Source organism: Bosea sp. F3-2 (assembly GCF_008253865.1).
Taxonomy (GTDB): Bacteria; Pseudomonadota; Alphaproteobacteria; order Rhizobiales; family Beijerinckiaceae; genus Allobosea.
In genome coordinates, this window is sequence record NZ_CP042332.1 from 350,389 (window position 1) to 366,379 (window position 15,991).

The window sequence follows — 15,991 nt, forward strand, 5'->3', positions numbered from 1 at the left end:
TCAGTACTTCCTGGGGCGAGGCGAGATCAGATGAGCCCGCCATTGGCCCGCAGGGTCTGGCCGTTGATCCAGGCGCCGTCCGGCCCCGCGAGGAAGGCGACTGCGTCCGCGATGTCCCTGGGCTGGCCGAGGCGTTCGAGCGGGGCGAGCTTGGACAGGCGGTCGATCACCTCCTGCGGCTTGCCGTCGAGGAAGAGCTTGGTCGCGGTGGGACCGGGTGCGATCGCGTTGACGGTGATGTTGCGGCCGCGCAGCTCCTTGGCGAGGACACTCGTCATGGCCTCGACAGCGGCCTTGGTCGCGGCGTAGACGCCATAGCCCGGTTGCAGCATGCCGACGACGCTAGAGGAGAAGTTCACGATCCGGCCGCCATCGCGCAGCCTCTTGGCCGCTTCGCGCAGGGTGTTGAATGTGCCCTTCAGGTTGACCGCGATCTGGCGGTCGAACAGGGCGTCGTCGCTGTCGGCGATGTTCGCCAGGGTCATGATGCCGGCATTGTTGATCAATACGTCGACACCGCCGAAAGCGGTCTCGGCGCTATCGAACATGCGGCGTACAGCCTCGACATTCGAGATGTCGGCCTGGGCGGTGACGGCGCGGCCTCCTGCGGCCTCGATCCGGGCGACGAGCGCCTCGGCCGGTGCGGCGTTGCCGGCATAGTTCACCACCACGGTGAAGCCGTCGCTGGCGAGACGCTCGCCAACCGCCGCTCCGATACCGCCAGAGGCACCCGTCACGATCGCGACCTTGCTGATCTGGTTTGTCATCGTCTTTCTCCTTGGTTCGCCGCCGGTGTTCGGTGGGTGTGAGGAGAGAATGGCCATTTCCCTCTGCGAGATAATCAGCCATTATCCGGCATCACTATTCGAACAGGCGAACAATGGATCGTTTCGATGCCATGCGGGTCTTCACCCGGATCGTGGAGCGCCGGAGCTTCACGCAAGCGGCTGACGATCTCGGCTTGCCGCGCTCATCGGTGACCGATGCGATCAAAGGGCTGGAGGCGAGGCTTGGGGTCCGTCTGCTGCAGCGGACAACGCGGCAGGTCAGCCCAACGCTCGATGGCGAGGCCTATTACCAACGCTGCCTGGCGCTGATCGCTGATCTCGAGGATGCGGAAGGCGCCTTTGCCGGCGCGAAGCCGAGCGGCCTCGTGCGGGTCGATGTTCACGGAACCCAGGCCCGGCACTTCCTGCTCCCTGGGCTTGGCCGGTTTCTAGAGACTTATCCCGGCATCCGCCTGCATATCGGCGAGGCGCATCAGGCGCTCGACATGGTCCGCGAAGGGTTCGATTGCATCCTGCGGGCGGGCCCCCTCGCCGACAGCCCCCTGATCCGGCGCAAGCTTGCAGATCTGAGCCGAGGCACCTTCGCCAGCCCGTCCTATGTCGAACGGTTTGGCGAGCCGCGGACTCCCGACGATCTGGAGGACCATCGCATCATTGGCCTGCTCGCGCCCGACGCGGCCAGCGTCAGTCCGCTGATCTTCACCGATCGCGGCAAGGAGCGGCAGTTGACGCCGCCGGCGGTGGTGACCGTGACCGGACCCGAAACCAATGTCGCCTGCGCCCGTCTCGGACTCGGGCTCATCCAGGTTCCGCGCTACCGCGTCGCTCCCGAGCTGGCCAGCGGCGAGCTCGTCGAGATCCTGGCGGACTACCCGCCGACGCCGCTGCCCGTCCACGTCCTCTACTCGCACGCGCGCCAGCTTTCGCCGCGCGTGCGCGTTGTCATCGAGTGGATGGCCGAACAGTTCCGATCCCGGATGATTTGACACGGACGGAAGCTGGCGAGCGGAATTTGGCGAAAGACTCGATAGCGAAACTCAACGCATGTCACGGCAGTTGATCGTCCAGCGCGCCGTGCCGAGCAGACCCGCGGTGCCCTTCACGGTCGGGCGCATCGCACGGGTGCCGTTCAGGCTGGCTTCACCGATCAGGCAACCCTCGAAGGTGCCGGAACCGAGCAGCCCTTCCAACCGCGGCAAGGGCAGGTGCGTGTGATTCAGCACCGAAGCCTGACCCACCTCAAATGGCATCTAAACCATTCAATTTAAGAGGTTATCTGCATTCGGAGAGGGGTCATGATCGGCGCCGATCATGACCCCTCTCCGAACGGCAATATGGAATTCAAGTCAGTAGGTTAAAGGCAGAATTCGCGGGGTCAGTCTTCGGCGCTTAATCACATCGAAGGTTTCCCGCGCCATGGCGGAGACGCGGGCTTCGGCGAGCCCGCCGCGGACGCGTGAAAGAAGAAGCGCCGCACCTTTCGGATAGATCAGGCCGTATTCGGCCAGCAGACCACGCAGGTGGTTGATCAAGCTGGTCCGTTGCACCACGAGACGGTCCCTGACGCGGTGCCGCGACTGCAGATCTTGTTGCTCCTCGGTTTTGACTGGCACGAAACGCATCGTCGGCCGCGATGCCGCATCAAAAATCGCCTCGGCATCCACCGCGTCGTTCTTCGATCCGCGCACGAAGGGCTTGACGAAATGGGGATTGATCAGCCGCACCTCGTGTCCGGCAGCCATGAACAGGCGCCCCCAATAATGGGCTGTCGCGCATGCCTCCATGGCGATAACCGCCGGAGCGAGCTTCACAATCAGCGACGGCAAGCCCTGACGGCCGACGCGCCGCGAGATGATCTCGCCGTCTGCGCTGATCCCATGCACGTGAAATGACTGCTTCGCCAAGTCGATTGCCAGCATCCGCATGTCCCGGCCTCCTGCTCATCAAAAGCCCCTAATCAAGGGCGCGGAGCGGGAGGCGTCCATCCCATAACGCCAAGGCCGAGAGCTTCATGCAAACGCTCAAGGTCGAGGCCGTCTAGTGCCGAGCGATCGAGCTTTGGTCGACACCGCGCCACTAGCATGCGTAATCGGGCGGACCCGCGAGGGTGCAAGCTCCCATTAGGATCTCGGCAGATCCAAGAGGGAGGGAGTCGCGATGTTCTACGCTGCGCTGGATGTGTCGCTGCGCTCGGCGGCGATCTGCATCATCGACCATGACGGGACGATTTGCTTGGAGCGCTCGGTGCGCTCCGACGTGCCCGATGTCCTTCTTTGCCTCGCGGGATTTGGTCAGCCGATCCATCAGGTCGGGTTTGAGGCCGGCGCGCTGACACAGCCCATCACCTACGGACTGACGGAGGCTGGCTACGACGTCGTCTGCATGGAAGCGCGTCAGGTCGCGGCTGCGCTTTCGGCCATGCGGAACAAGACGGACAAGCATGACGCTCGCGGCATCGCCCAGATCCTCAGATCGGGATGGTACAGCCGGGTGCATGTGAAGAGCATCGAGAGCCACCACATGCGAGCGCTGCTGACGAGCCGCAAGGTGATGCAGCGCAAGTGCATTGACCTCGAGAACGAGATCCGCGGCCTGTTGCGGATCTTCGGCGTGGTGCTGCCTCTTCGACTCTCCCGAGGGGCTTTCGATGCTGCTGTTCGCGAGACGATCGAGACCGACCCTGCGCTCAGCCATGCGCTCCTGCCGATGCTGGAGGCACGAGCAATGCTCTTCGAGACCTTCACCGAGCTCGATCGGCGGGTGAAGCGGGCCGCGCGCGAAGATGCGATCTGCCGACGCTTCATGACCGTGCCAGGCGTTGGTGAGATCACCGCCCTCAGCTTCAAGGCCGCCGTGGACGATCCCGCCCGCTTCAAGAGCTCTCGGACGGTCGGGGCCCATTTCGGCCTGACGCCTCGACGCTTCCAGTCTGGCGAGACGGACAACCCAGGCCGGATCTCGCACGCTGGTGACGCCGACGTTCGGGCAACGCTCTACGCGGCCGCAAACGCCATGCTGATGCGCTCGATCACCTGGTCGAGCCTGAAGGCCTGGGGGGCCGGCTGATGAAGACGAAGGGCCGTCGGCGCGCTATCGTCGCCGTCGCCCGCAAGATTGCGGTCGTGCTCCATCGCATGTGGGCCGACGGTACCGACTTCCGCCTGGGATCGGAGGCTGCAGCATGACCTGACCACAGCTTTCCAGCGATCCCGGCCGGGATCGTCCCGCGCGGACGACGGGATGGATGAAGCCGCAAACGTCTGCTGCGCTTCACAGCGCGTCCATTAGCGAGGCTCTCCAGACCCTATCCGATGCATGCGTGCAGCGGCTTCGCTCAACAGAAGCCACCAGACTGCGAAGAGAAGCGTGACCCGCATGAACGAGACCCCGGCACAGAGGTGCAATCCGAGCTTGACCCAACTGCCCGATTAGAGAAGCTGACGCTGGGAAGGTCCGGTTTCGGGTAATAAAGTGGGCCGGCCGATGGCCATTGAGCGACCTTGGAAGTACTGCTCTTAGGCGCGCCTAGCGTGCCGATGGCGTGCGGCCTGGGTGAGTGCGAGGCACTGCTCCCATTGGCGCCAGAATCCAATCTATCCGTAGTTGTCGCTGTCGCTAATACCGATCTGCAGTTCCAGCGCGAAACAGACGAGTGAGGACGCAAACAGGATTTGCGCCACCGTGAATAGCGCCGCGGCCCCCCATTGATGCTGGATCGAAAGAAAAGCACCGCTGTACATAAAGACGACGATCAGACTTGTCGCAATGCCCGACAGCAATGCCAATCGGACCGCCTTGTGCAGAAGCCGAGCACGGCGCTTAAGCCGCGGGAGGTCCGACTTCAGGAAAACCCGTTCGCGTTCTTGCTCCTGGATACCGTTGATGGATCGGATGCGATCCTCGACACGCGCGTAACGCGTGGCGAGCAGACTGATGAAGCTGGCGACGGCGCTAAGCAGGAAGACCGGCGCCGTGGCGCGCAACATGATGCGCCCGAGCTCGTCGGACGAGACATTGGCCAACAGCCCCTGCAAAAAATCGAACATACCGTTCACAGCTACTCTTCGAAAGGATGCTTGCTACTGCGAACCAATTTGTCGAACTCATCTACGAGTCCGCAATGGCTCACGAGGGAGCAAATAGCGGTGCTCGATTCTTGCCATTTCGCGCCAAAATTTGTGGCAGTGAACTACAAGCCCCTTTCCCGGCGCCGCGCGAAGCAACTCCAAGGGCGACACTCACAGGGATCTTTGATTGAGAGACCGCCTGATCAACAGCTCTCACCATCTCGTGCCAATTGTTGAGTGGCGGCGCTCTTTGCGGAGCGGCCGCCTCCAGCGCCGCCACGCTTGCCAGGCATCTCCGCGATCCGCTGTTCTCGATAGATAGCCGGCTGGATTTTCATCAAACGCATGAAGATGCGACTGAAGCTGCTGGGCCCCGAGTAGCCAAGGCTATGAGCGATCTGCGCCATGCTTAACTTGGACGCGGTGAGCAAATGACAAGCCGCGCAGAGCCGGACTTCCGCCACCAGGTCCTGTAGCTCGTCCCGGTCGCCGTCAACTGGCGTTGGAGCGATCGAGGGCTGATGCCGAGCCGCTGAGCGGCGTTCTTGAGCGATGGGTCACCACTCTGCAGCCCGACGTCAGCGACACACGCGCCTGCCGTTGACGATCGCGCAGCCGCGTCGCGCGGGCGCGACAACCACGGCACGCGGAGCGATCGGGCGACGCACCGCGACCGCACCGTTCGGTCCTGCGCAACCAGCCCGGACGACCCCGCGTGCGCAAACGACGGCGCTGGCCTCCGTCGGAGCGAGGGCAGCCGCCAAGGCCAAGGCTCCGAAGCCGAAGATTGCATATTTCATGTCGTCGCCCCTTTGCGGAACTGAAGGAAGAGATGGATCTCGGACGACCTGCACGCAGCCCGTCCGAGAGGATCAGAACTTGTAGAGCAACCGCCCGACAACCTGATTGGTGCTCAATTGCTGCTTGAAGCCGACAATCCCGAGCCCGCCGACGCCAACCGGGTAGGTGTAGGTGTCCTCCTCGAATTGGGAGTAGCGATATTCCAGGCCAGCGATCCAGTTGTTCGTGATCGCATATTCGGCGCCGGCGCCGAGCGTCCAGCCAACGCGGGTGCTGTCGCCTGCGCCATAGGAATAACCCGTGCCCGTCACCGTCGACTTGGCCGCGGCCAATGCGAGGCCGCCGGTTGCGTAGATCATGAACCGGTCAAAGGCATAACCGACACGCAGCCTGGCCGAGCCGACCCAATTGGTATGGGCGGTCATGAAGTCGCCGGTCAGCGCGGTGAAGCGCTGCTTTCCGGTGATGAGGGCTGCGCCGTCGATCTCGCCACCGAGGACAAGCTGGCCGATCTGGTAGTTGTAGCCCGCCAGCAGACCGACCGTAGCGCCGTCCCTGTTCAGGCTCGGCAATGAAGCAACGGCAGCCTGACCAGCGATCGCGGCGCCCGGCGTCAGTTCGGTTCTGGTCTGCGCCCAGCCGGCTTGGGCACCGACATAGAAACCGGTCCATGTGAAGGCAGGCGGCATGGGAATGGCAGGTGCGATCCGCCGCGACGGTAGATCGGCAGCCTGCGCGGCGATCGAGAACATTGCGAAAGCAAGCCCGGCAGCAAGCTCGACGACGTCGATTGCAAAGGTGTCCTCGGCACCAATCGACTTGCGCGGCCGATCGGGCTGAACGGGGCGCTCGTCGATGCCGCGAGAAATTCGATAATACCAGGATCCTGATTTCCCGAAGTGCTCCTGCAGGAAGTGGAGGGGCCTCGCTCTGAGGTCGGCTCCGGTGAGAATCCCGAGCCTTTCCAATTTTGCCGCGGTCGCCGGACCTACACTGTGGAATCTCTTCACCGGCAGCGCTTCGACGAAGGCCGGCCCCATCCTCGGCGTGATGACGGCTTGGCCATTCGGCTTGTTGAGGTCGCTCGCCATCTTCGCCAGGAACTTGCAATAGGAAATGCCGGCGGACGCGTTGAGCCCGGTCACCTCCTTGATCCGCGCCCGGATGATGGTGGCAATTTCGGTCGCTACCGGGATGCCAAGCTTATTCTCGGTCACGTCGAGATAGGCTTCATCCAGCGAGAGCGGCTCGATCAAGTCGGTGTGCTCGGCGAAGATCTCGCACGTTCCGACAGCTCGAGGGCTTCGGAAGCTATGGCTTCCCGGAAAGCCATGCCGCTTCGTTCGCACTGATCGCCTATGCCTCATCGTGGATGAAATGCTGGCATCCGGATGTGTTCTGCAGCGCGCTGCTCAATGCCCAACCGATCGGCTTCTATGCCCCGGCGCAGATTGTTCGCGACGCCCAACAGCATGGTGTCGAAGTCCGGCCCGTTTGCATCAATGAAAGCCGCTGGGATTGCACCCTCGAACCGCGCGGGGTCGATGACGGCCGCCTGGCAGTCAGGTTGGGGCTTCGCATGGTCAAAGGGCTGGGAAACGCGGAGGCAGCGCGCCTTATCTCGTGCCGGTCCAATCAGCCCTATGTGTCGGTCGATGACGTCTGGCGGAGAGCAGCGATCCCGTCCGCTGCGCTCGTCGAGCTCGCGGAGGCGGACGCGTTCGTGCGGCAGCGGCCAGGCTCAGCCAAAGGCGTGATGTTCATGACGATCGAGGACGAAACCGGCGTCGCCAATCTCGTGATCTGGCAGGGTGTCTTCGAGAAGAATCGCCGTGTCGTTCTCGGCGCTGGCCTGATCGGCGTGAGGGGAAAGGTGCAGCGCGAAGGGGAGGCAATCCATATCGTCGCCCAGCATCTGACCGATCTATCGGCCGAACTCGCCAGCGTCGGATCACGCGATGCAAGCTTTCCACTTCCGCACGGCCGCGGTGACGCGTTCCACCATGGGTCGCCGACGGCAGATCCACGAGACATGCCAAAGGCAAGGAACCTAGTCGATCCCTATGGGCATATCGACGAGATCAGGGTCAGGACGCGCGATTTCAGGTAGGATGTTGATAATTGCACGCTCGCCCAGGCCCCTGACTAAACCCAGGAAGATCGCTATGGAAATTGCCGATGCTCACGCCTTCGAGCGAGCTTGGGATAGGGTTCAGGATCTCACGGGCGCGATCGAGGATAGCCCTGAAGTAAAGGAGCTGGTCGAGCTCATCAACGCCATGGAAGAGTACGAGCGGGAACACACGTTCTGAGCGATTGCCGAATAGGCGACCTATGCCGGGCTAAGCGCTATGCCGTTTCAGAGCGACGACGGCGGATGAAGACGCGTGTCGAGCGCGAACGGTTCCTGAGCTTTGAGCGAGTAACCTGGCGCGCCGGCCGTGAAGAGCAGATTCCAGCTATGGGTCGAAACTACGCTCGGAACGACGACAAAAGCGTGCTCGCGTAGCAGACCATCGCCGAAAGCCTGTTGGCCAGCACTCGGAATCCCGGGCCGAAGCCAATTCGGATTTGGTATCCGATCCGGCGTAACGACATGAACGCCAGCGATGTCTGATATGGTGGCCGCGGTCATGATATGTGGAACTGTGTCGAGGACGCGAAAGCCCTTGTGGACGGCAACTTCGAGAATTGCCGTCGCAGGATCGAGCGCGCAATAGATCACCCGCACACCTGCGCTGTTCCAGCGCCCGCCGACTCGGTAGGCTCCCTCTCCGCTATCCCATGTTGATGCGTAAATGGCCTGATCGAGGCGCCAAGCCACCAGCTCGGCGCCTCCAAGTACGCTCGGCAATGGCGTCACGCATACACACCATAGTCGAGGCGGGTCAGATACTCCTCCACCAACTCGACGCCGGCCGGCGTCGCCAGAAGGTCGATCGGGCAACGCTGGTCAAGGCCGATCGCTGGACGCTCCAGCCACTGCTCCGCTTCCGCCTGAGACCCGAACACATCCGTCGCCTTGGATAGAATTTCAGCAAACTTCCAAGCCCGTCCGCTCTGCTCTTGGCTCAGTGGTTTCGCCGGCGCATCCTTCCGTCGCTGGTAGGTTCGCAGACTCATGCCGAAAGCCTTCTCCAGCGAATCCGCCTTGTGAATGTAGGTGAGCTGCCCGACCAAATGATCCAGCGCCGAAGGCGGTAAGCCTCGCAAGAGCATCTCATGCGCATCGAGGGAGCTGGTGACGCGCCACGCTAGGAGCTTGGCGCCGCCCAGGAGCTCCGTCACCCTATGTAGAGTTCCACCGGTTTCCGGTGGCATCTTTTCGGCCGCAACCGCCATAGCCCACCTCATCTAGTCAACTGTCACAATTTAATATGACAGTTGACGCGACAGGATTCAAGGACGCGCTTGATCTGCGATCTGAGCAAAAACCTCGCGATAGGTCAGATCGTTGTAGAGCGGAATCTCCATGAGCTCCCGTTCGCCGGCGACAAGCGTCAACTGCATCTCTTCGCCCTGCCACAGCGCGCCGAGCAAATGCCGGAGCCCTGCGGCATCGACCGGAGCGCTCGTTGTTCAGCGGAAGTGGTCAGGCGCATAGACGGAACGGGCAGGAGCGGGGGGCGACGGCTTTGAGCGGCTCGGCTCAGCCCGGCCTGCTGCGGAAGGGAGGCGGGGGCCTCAGAACCGTGCTGAAGGCCTCGACCAGCCTTCCGGTTGGGCGCCCGCGCTGCCGGAACAGAAAGATCGGCACGTAGATCGCCGGGCGGAAGCTGCGGAAGACCAGGGCCGCCCCGTCCTGCATGCGCGCCGCTTCGCTGTCGACGATGCCGACCCCGCAGCCCGCCGCGACAAGGGCGCAGATGGTAAGGCCGAGGCTGGCATCGATCACGGTGCGCGGATGCTGGCCCGCGCCTTCGAGGGCCTGGGTCAGCTTGCGGCGGAACTCGTCCTCAGGGCCGAGAGCGACGATCGTCTCGCCATCGAGATCGGAGGCCTCGACGTAGAGCTTGCGGGCGAGACGATGACCTGCCGGCAGGGCGATGACGCCCTCGAGGTCGAACAGCTTGCGGCGCGAGAGATTATATTCCTCGCTGCGCAGCTGGGCGATGCCGAGATCGATCTCGCCACTGCCGACTAGTCGCGCCGCATCGACGGAGTTGCTGGATTGCAGGGAGATCGTGGCGTCCGGATAGGCTTCCGAGAAGCGCGCGACAACCGTCGGCAGCCAGGCGATTCCAAGCGCCGGAATCGTGCTGATGACGATACGCCCCTGCCTGCGGTGCCCAAGGCTGGCGGCGAAGCGCGCCAGATTCTGCATACCGAAATAGGTCCGCTCCACCTCGGTGTAGAGCAGCCGGGCCTCTTCCGTCGCGGCGATGCCCTTGGTCGTGCGGTCGAAAAGGCGCAGGCCGAGCTCCGCCTCCAGCAGCTTGAGTGCCTTGCTGACGGCGGGCTGGGAGATGTGGAGGATGTGGGCCGCCTCGGTGATTGAGCCGGAATCCATGATCGCCTTGAAGATCTCGACCTGACGGTAATGCATGGGTGACCATAACTTCAATTTATGTAGATCGTAAATTTATGAATTTGAGGCAGATCAAATGCTGTGATTTGCTGGCTTGCGTCGCCACCACCCGCATCTCGACGGGCTGAGCAGAACGGCGGCCAAGAAACCAAAGACTGACTTCGCCTCGTGAAAGCGGTGGACGCTGTCGCGTTCGCTCGCGCTCGCGCGATCGACGAAATTGCCAGCTTGGGGAACAGCAGAACATGCGCAGCCTTCGTCAATCCTGCACCGTGGCGGCGCTGGCCGCGGGCATCTCTCTCATGGCGGCCCAGGCGATGGCCCAGCCGGCGGGCGTGCTCCGGGTCGCGGTCGGTGCCGATCCGGCGACCTTCGATCCCGCCTTCAACGACCTGCCGGTCGGCAATGCGGTCGATCTCGCGGTGCTCGAGGGGCTGTATCGCCTGGACCCGCAGAACAACGTCCAGAAAAGCCTCGCGACGGAAGCCGCCTTCTCGCCGGACGGCAAGGTCTTCACCGTCAGGATCAGGCCCGGCAAGACCTTCAGCAATGGCGACCCGCTGAATGCGGAGGCCGTGGCCGCGAGCTTCAACCGCATGCTCGACGAGAAGACCGGCTCGATCTATCGCGGGCTCTACGCTTCGCTCGGCACGGTGAAGGCGGTCGGCGAGGACACGGTCGAGTTCCACATGGCCGAGCCCAACGGCCATGTGCTGATGCTGCTCGCCAGCACCGCAGCCAGCATCGTCAACGTCAAGGCGCTCAAGGAGATGGGCGCCGAATACGGCCGCAAGCCTGTCGGCTCGGGCCCCTATATGGTCGAGCGCTATGTCGGCGGCGAAGGCTTCCGCATCGTGCCCAATCCGAAATATGCCGGCGATTATCCGGCCACGCTGAAGGCGATCGAGTTCACCGTGGTGCCGGAGGACGGCTCGCGCATGGCGCTTATGGAGACCGGCGCCGCCGACATCGTCGAACGCGTGCCGCCGGAATCGATCGATGCGATCAATGCGCTGAAGAGCGCCAAGGTGGTGACGCCACCGAGCATGTTCTCGATCAACATGGAGATGGTGCTGCGCGGCCCGCTCGCCGATCCGCGGGTGCGCCAGGCGCTAAACCTCGCCGTCGATCGCGAGGGCATCGCCAAGGGAGTCCTAGGCCGGCTCGGCACGCCCTCGGTCGGCATGGTCGGCCCCGGCACGCAGGACGAATTGCGCAAGACCTTCCCGCCGATTCCGTTCGATCCGGCCGGCGCCAGGAAGCTGCTCGCGGAAGCGGGCTACAAGCCCGGCCAGCTCGCGCTCAGCTTCACCTGCCCTACCGGGCGCTACATCAAGGACGTGCAGGTCTGCCAGGCCCTGGCCGGCTCGCTCGAGGATGTCGGCATCAAGGCGACACCGCTCGTCGTCGATCGCGGGTCCTGGACCAAGGTGGTCGGCATGGAGCCGGCCCAGCGTACCGACAATATGGGCATGGTCGGGCGCGCCACGGCGGGCATGGACTACACGCTCTACCGCCTGTTCTACACGGGCGTCGGCGCCAACCGCACCGGCTATTCGAACCCGCGCGTCGATGCCCTGCTGAAGGAAGGCCGGGCCACGACCGATCCGGCGAAGCAGAAGGCGATCTACGGAGAGGTCCAGGAAATCGTCTGGAAGGACCAGCCCTTCCTCTTCCTCTGGTACCAGACCCAGGCGATCGGCGTCGCCAACCGCGTCCAGGGCTTCGCCGTCCAGCCCAACGAGACGCTGGTCTTCGACAAGGTGACCCTGAACTAGTGCCACGCAAGCGGAGGACGGGACGATGTTCGTTCTGAGACGCCTGGGTGGAGCGCTGCCGACGCTGTTTGCGGTCTCGCTGCTCGTCTTTCTGTTCGTCGACCTGATCCCGGGCGACCCGGCGCAAATTCTCGCCGGGCCGACCGCCTCGAACGAGGAGATCGAGAGCATCCGTCAGTTCCTCGGCCTGAACGAGCCGTTGCTCACGCGCTACGGCCATTTCCTGCGCGGCATCTGGGACCCGGCCATCGCGACCTCCTTCCGCACCCATCGCCCCGTCGTCGTCGAACTGGCAGAGCGGTTGCCGAACACGCTGATCGTCTCGATCGGCGGGCTCGTCATCGGCGTCGTCGTTGGCACGCTCGCCGGCATCGTCAGCGCGATGCGCCCGGGCGGCTTCGCCGATGCGGCGATCACCGTGCTGACGCTCGCGGGGATCTCGATGCCGATCTACTGGCTCGGCCTGCTCTGCATCTGGCTCTTCGCCGTCCATCTCGGCTGGCTGCCGGCGGCCGGGGCCTCGACACCGGCGCATTTCGTCCTGCCGATCCTCGTCATCGCCACGCGCCCCGCCGCGATGTTCAGCCGCCTCGTCGCGGCCAGCCTGACCGAGACGATGGGCAAGGACTATCTCGACACCGCCCGCGCCAAGGGCCTGAGCGAAACCCGCGTCGTGCTCGCCCATGCCTTGCGCAACTCGCTGATCGCGGCGGTGAGCGTCGCCGGCGTGCAGTTCGGCGGCATGCTCGGCGGCTCGGTCGTGACCGAGACGGTGTTCGGCATCCCCGGCGTCGGGCGCCTGCTCGTCGATGCGGTCTCGCGCGCCGACTACCCGGTCATCCAGTACGCAATCCTGATGTTCGCGGTCTTCTTCGTCGTCATCAACCTCGTCACCGACCTGCTGACGCAATGGCTCGACCCGCGCACCCGCGAGCAGGAGACGCCGGCATGAGCCTGCTGCAGGACATGGCCGCTGGTGCTCCCCCTCTCGCCGCGAAATCCGACGCTGCCCTCCCGCGCCGGCGCTGGACCCTGCCGCGGCGCATCCTCGCCCAGCCCAAGGGCGCGATCGGGCTGACTCTGGTCGTGCTCTACCTGCTGCTCGCGGTCTTCGGACCGATGCTCGCGCCGCAGGACGCCTTCCGCCAGAACTTCGCGCAGACCCTGCGTCCGCCTTCCGCCGCCCACTGGTTCGGCACCGACCAGCTCGGCCGCGACGTCTTCAGCCGCGTCCTGGTGGGCGCGCGCGCCACGCTGGGCATCGGTGTCGGCGGCGTCGCCGTGGCGTTCCTCATCGGCGTGCCGCTCGGCATCCTCGCCGCCTGGCGGCGAGGATGGATCGAGGCGGTACTGATGCGTGCCATCGACATCATGCTGAGCTTTCCCGACATCGTCTTCGCGCTGGCCGTGGTGGCGATCCTTGGCGCCAACACCCAGAACGTCATCATCGCGGTCGGTGTGGTCGCGGTGCCGGTCTTCGCCCGCACGGCCCGCGCCGTGACGATGAGCATCCTGGCCGAACCCTATATCGAGGGCTCGGCCGCGCTGGGCGCCAGCCCGTCCCGCATCATCCTGCGCCATGTGCTGCCGAACATTTCGGGCACGCTCCTGACGCTCTCGACCCTGCTCTTCGCCTCGACGCTGCTCTCGGCCTCCGGCCTCGGCTTCCTCGGGCTGGGCACGCAGCCGCCCTTCCCGGAATGGGGCACGATGCTCGGCGAAAGCCGCTCCTATATCCGCAGCCACCCCTATCTCGCGACCTTCCCCGGCCTGTTCCTGGCTGTCTCCGCGCTCGCCTTCAACCTGCTGGGCGAGGCGTTGCGCGTGATCTACGACCCGACCAGCCGACGCGGCAGCCGGCGGGCACCGCTCTTCGCCTTCCTGCGTCGCCGTTCCGCTGCAGCACCCGCCACCGCTCCCGACGGAGATTCCGCGGCTGGGAACGCTGTTTCGGTCAAGGCCCTGCGCATGGCTTTCCGGACCCGCGACGGCCTGCTCGATGTCGTGCGCGGGGTCGATCTGGCGATCCGTCCGGGCCGGACGCTGGCGCTGGTCGGCGAATCCGGCTCCGGCAAATCGACCTTGCTGCGGGCCATCGGCACGCTCGCCAATCCGCAGGAGGTCTCGATCACCCAAGGCGCGATCGGCATCGACGGCGAATCCGCGCTCGGGCTCCCGGCCGCGGCGCTGCGCGCCTTGCGCCGGCGCAAGATCGGCGTCGTCTTTCAGGATGCGGCGAGCGCCCTCAACCCAGTGCTGACGGTCGGCGCCCAGCTCGCCGAGGCGGTGCGCGCCGGGTCGAGGCTCGATAATGAAGCCGTCCGGCAGCGCTGCCTCGCTTTGCTGAAGGATGTCAGGATCGCTGATCCCGAGCGGCGCTTGGCCATGTACCCGCACCAGTTCTCGGGCGGAATGAAGCAGCGCATCGTCATCGCGATCGCACTCGCCCAGGACCCGCAGGTGCTGCTCGCCGACGAGCCGACCAGCGCGCTCGACGTCACGATCCAGCAGCAGATCCTGGTCCTGCTGCGCGAGATCCAGGCGAAGCGCGGCATGGCGGTGCTGCTCGTCACCCATGACCTCGGCCTCGTCGCCCGCTTCGCCGACGACGTCGCGGTGATGTATGCCGGCCGCATCGTCGAGAGCGGCGAGGTCGCGACGGTGCTGGAGCGGCCGCTGCATCCCTATACGCTGGCGCTGCGCGCCTCCGCGCCCGGTGCCGGCGAGGGGCGCGGCCAGCCGCTGCGCAGCATCCCGGGCGAGCCTCCGCTCATCGGCCAGTTCCCCGCGGGCTGCACCTTCCGCCCGCGTTGCCCGCGCACGCAAGGACGCCCGGACTGCGCCGAGCGGGAGCCCGACCCGCGGACCGTCTCCGGCCGGCAGGTCGCTTGCCTCTTCGCCGAGGAGGGCCTGTCGTGAACGCGCCCTTCAGCCTGCCGCCCCGCCATCCGGGCGCCGAGAGCGACGACATCGTCGTCGTGGACGAGATCAGCCGGCATTTCGGTGGCCTGAAGACACTGCTGAGTCGGGTGGCGGCGCCGGTGGTGCGCGCCGTCGACGGCGTCTCCTTCAGCGTCCGGCGCGGGACCTGCTTCGCCATCGTCGGGGAGTCCGGCTCCGGCAAGAGCTCGCTCGCCCGGCTCGTCGTCGGTTTGCTCAAGCCCACTGCCGGCGAGGTCACGATCGACGGCACCCGGCTCTCGACGCTCGACAAGGCCGGCCTGCGCACACTGCGCCGCAAGGTCCAGCTCGTATTGCAGGATCCGTGCGCCTCGCTCGACCCGCGCATGACCGTGTTCGACACCCTGACTGAGGCGCTGACCGTCCATGGCCTGCATCGCGAGCGCGCCGCCCGCGCCGGGCGCATCGACGCCGTGATCGCCATGGTCGGGCTGAACCCGGCACATCTGGTCCGCTATCCGCACGAGCTCTCCGGCGGCCAGCGCCAGCGCGTCGCCATTGCCCGCGCCATCATCTGCGAGCCGGAGATCCTCGTTCTCGACGAGCCGGTGAGCGCGCTCGACGTTTCGGTCCAGGCGCAGATCATCAACCTGCTCGCCGAGCTGCAGGCCCGCCTCGCCCTGACCTATATCGTCATCACCCATGACCTTGCCCTGGTCGCCCACATGGCCGACGCGGTCGGAGTCATGTATCTCGGCCGCTTCGTCGAGCAGGGCGATGTCGAGAAGGTCTGCGGCGCGCCGCGTCATCCCTATACGCGCAGCCTGATGGCGATCGCCGCGCCTGCGGCACCGTCGCAGCGCGCCGGGCACCCCGCCCTGCTCGAAGGCTCGATCCCGAGCCCGCTCGCCATCCCGAGCGGCTGCAGCTTCCACACGCGCTGCCCGCTCGCCCGCGAGCTTGCCGCCAAGGGCCTGCCGGGAGTCGACACGTCCGACGGACGCCTGCCGCGCCGCTGCGTCGAAGAAACGCCCGCTCTCCACCCTGCGCCCGGGGGCCGCAGCGCCGCGAGCTGTCATTTCACGGTTGAACGCCCCCACATCCAAGAGAGTTGAAAGACGAAGGATT

The 15,991-nt window shown here is 65.0% G+C and carries 15 protein-coding genes and 5 pseudogenes; 8 read left to right on the top strand and 12 right to left on the bottom strand.

The annotated features are described in order from the left end of the window. Nucleotides 1-26: 26 nt before the first annotated feature. Nucleotides 27-767 (bottom strand): SDR family oxidoreductase, encoded by a 741-nt coding sequence (locus tag FQV39_RS31430; RefSeq protein ID WP_149134372.1) that lies wholly within the window; start codon nt 765-767, stop codon nt 27-29. 113 nt (nt 768-880) lie between these two features. On the opposite strand from FQV39_RS31430, the gene FQV39_RS31435 reads away from it, so the two are divergent. After that, complete coding sequence (locus FQV39_RS31435; RefSeq protein ID WP_149134373.1) at nt 881-1,774, top strand: LysR family transcriptional regulator; 894 nt, start codon at nt 881-883, stop codon at nt 1,772-1,774. 51 nt (nt 1,775-1,825) lie between these two features. Here the strand turns inward: FQV39_RS31435 and FQV39_RS31440 are convergent. Next, nucleotides 1,826-1,975, bottom strand: a pseudogene (locus FQV39_RS31440) (proline racemase family protein); the annotation flags it as partial. A 213-nt stretch (nt 1,976-2,188) separates the two neighbouring features. Then, nucleotides 2,189-2,713: pseudogene (locus FQV39_RS31445) on the bottom strand (IS110 family RNA-guided transposase); the annotation flags it as partial. Nucleotides 2,714-2,945: 232 nt separating this feature from the next. On the opposite strand from FQV39_RS31445, the pseudogene FQV39_RS31450 reads away from it, so the two are divergent. Then, nucleotides 2,946-3,973: pseudogene (locus FQV39_RS31450) on the top strand (IS110 family RNA-guided transposase). A 408-nt stretch (nt 3,974-4,381) separates the two neighbouring features. On the opposite strand, the gene FQV39_RS31455 reads toward FQV39_RS31450, so the two are convergent. The 5 genes and pseudogenes from FQV39_RS31455 to FQV39_RS34000 all read right to left on the bottom strand — a co-directional run. Beyond that, nucleotides 4,382-4,834, bottom strand: a complete 453-nt coding sequence (locus tag FQV39_RS31455) for a DUF2721 domain-containing protein (RefSeq protein WP_248313564.1) — start codon at nt 4,832-4,834, stop codon at nt 4,382-4,384. Nucleotides 4,835-5,058: 224 nt separating this feature from the next. Further along, nucleotides 5,059-5,319, bottom strand: a complete 261-nt coding sequence (locus FQV39_RS34500) for a helix-turn-helix domain-containing protein (protein ID WP_187640362.1) — start codon at nt 5,317-5,319, stop codon at nt 5,059-5,061. A 114-nt stretch (nt 5,320-5,433) separates the two neighbouring features. Continuing rightward, nucleotides 5,434-5,655, bottom strand: a complete 222-nt coding sequence (locus FQV39_RS33990; RefSeq protein WP_149134376.1) for a hypothetical protein — start codon at nt 5,653-5,655, stop codon at nt 5,434-5,436. A 72-nt stretch (nt 5,656-5,727) separates the two neighbouring features. Beyond that, entirely contained in the window at nt 5,728-6,408 is a 681-nt protein-coding gene (locus tag FQV39_RS33995) for an outer membrane protein (RefSeq protein ID WP_248313565.1), read from the bottom strand. A gap of 15 nt (nt 6,409-6,423) precedes the next feature. After that, nucleotides 6,424-6,936: pseudogene (locus FQV39_RS34000) on the bottom strand (Y-family DNA polymerase); the annotation flags it as partial. On the opposite strand from FQV39_RS34000, the pseudogene FQV39_RS31475 reads away from it, so the two are divergent. After that, nucleotides 6,936-7,766: pseudogene (locus tag FQV39_RS31475) on the top strand (helix-hairpin-helix domain-containing protein); the annotation flags it as partial. The pseudogenes FQV39_RS34000 and FQV39_RS31475 sit on opposite strands and share 1 nt — an antisense overlap. A gap of 55 nt (nt 7,767-7,821) precedes the next feature. Then, nucleotides 7,822-7,968 (top strand): hypothetical protein, encoded by a 147-nt coding sequence (locus FQV39_RS33430; protein WP_187640364.1) that lies wholly within the window; start codon nt 7,822-7,824, stop codon nt 7,966-7,968. 47 nt (nt 7,969-8,015) lie between these two features. On the opposite strand, the gene FQV39_RS31480 is transcribed toward FQV39_RS33430, so the two are convergent. The 4 genes from FQV39_RS31480 to FQV39_RS31490 all read right to left on the bottom strand — a co-directional run bounded on the left by FQV39_RS31480 (nt 8,016) and on the right by FQV39_RS31490 (nt 10,202). Further along, complete coding sequence (locus FQV39_RS31480; RefSeq protein ID WP_149134378.1) at nt 8,016-8,519, bottom strand: RES family NAD+ phosphorylase; 504 nt, start codon at nt 8,517-8,519, stop codon at nt 8,016-8,018. After that, a complete protein-coding gene (gene parS / locus FQV39_RS31485; RefSeq protein WP_149134379.1) occupies nt 8,516-8,998 on the bottom strand; it encodes a type II RES/Xre toxin-antitoxin system antitoxin in 483 nt (160 codons plus the stop codon). The genes FQV39_RS31480 and parS overlap by 4 nt, the downstream gene beginning before the upstream one ends. A gap of 57 nt (nt 8,999-9,055) precedes the next feature. Next, nucleotides 9,056-9,196 carry a hypothetical protein gene (locus FQV39_RS33435; RefSeq protein WP_187640365.1) on the bottom strand — a complete coding sequence of 47 codons (141 nt, stop codon included), beginning with the start codon at nt 9,194-9,196 and terminating at the stop codon, nt 9,056-9,058. Between the two features lie 109 nt (nt 9,197-9,305). Next, complete coding sequence (locus tag FQV39_RS31490; protein WP_149134380.1) at nt 9,306-10,202, bottom strand: LysR family transcriptional regulator; 897 nt, start codon at nt 10,200-10,202, stop codon at nt 9,306-9,308. A 227-nt stretch (nt 10,203-10,429) separates the two neighbouring features. On the opposite strand from FQV39_RS31490, the gene FQV39_RS31495 reads away from it, so the two are divergent. The 4 genes from FQV39_RS31495 to FQV39_RS31510 are packed head-to-tail and all read left to right on the top strand — an operon-like array spanning nt 10,430 to nt 15,978. Then, on the top strand, nt 10,430-11,962 hold the full coding sequence (locus FQV39_RS31495) for an ABC transporter substrate-binding protein (RefSeq protein ID WP_149134381.1): 1,533 nt from the start codon (nt 10,430-10,432) through the stop codon (nt 11,960-11,962). 25 nt (nt 11,963-11,987) lie between these two features. Continuing rightward, nucleotides 11,988-12,914, top strand: coding sequence for an ABC transporter permease (locus FQV39_RS31500; protein WP_149134382.1), 927 nt, complete (start codon nt 11,988-11,990; stop codon nt 12,912-12,914). Continuing rightward, nucleotides 12,911-14,881 (top strand): dipeptide/oligopeptide/nickel ABC transporter permease/ATP-binding protein, encoded by a 1,971-nt coding sequence (locus FQV39_RS31505; RefSeq protein WP_187640366.1) that lies wholly within the window; start codon nt 12,911-12,913, stop codon nt 14,879-14,881. The genes FQV39_RS31500 and FQV39_RS31505 overlap by 4 nt, the downstream gene beginning before the upstream one ends. Then, on the top strand, nt 14,878-15,978 hold the full coding sequence (locus FQV39_RS31510) for an ABC transporter ATP-binding protein (RefSeq protein ID WP_248313528.1): 1,101 nt from the start codon (nt 14,878-14,880) through the stop codon (nt 15,976-15,978). The genes FQV39_RS31505 and FQV39_RS31510 overlap by 4 nt, the downstream gene beginning before the upstream one ends. The last annotated feature ends 13 nt before the right edge of the window (nt 15,979-15,991 follow it).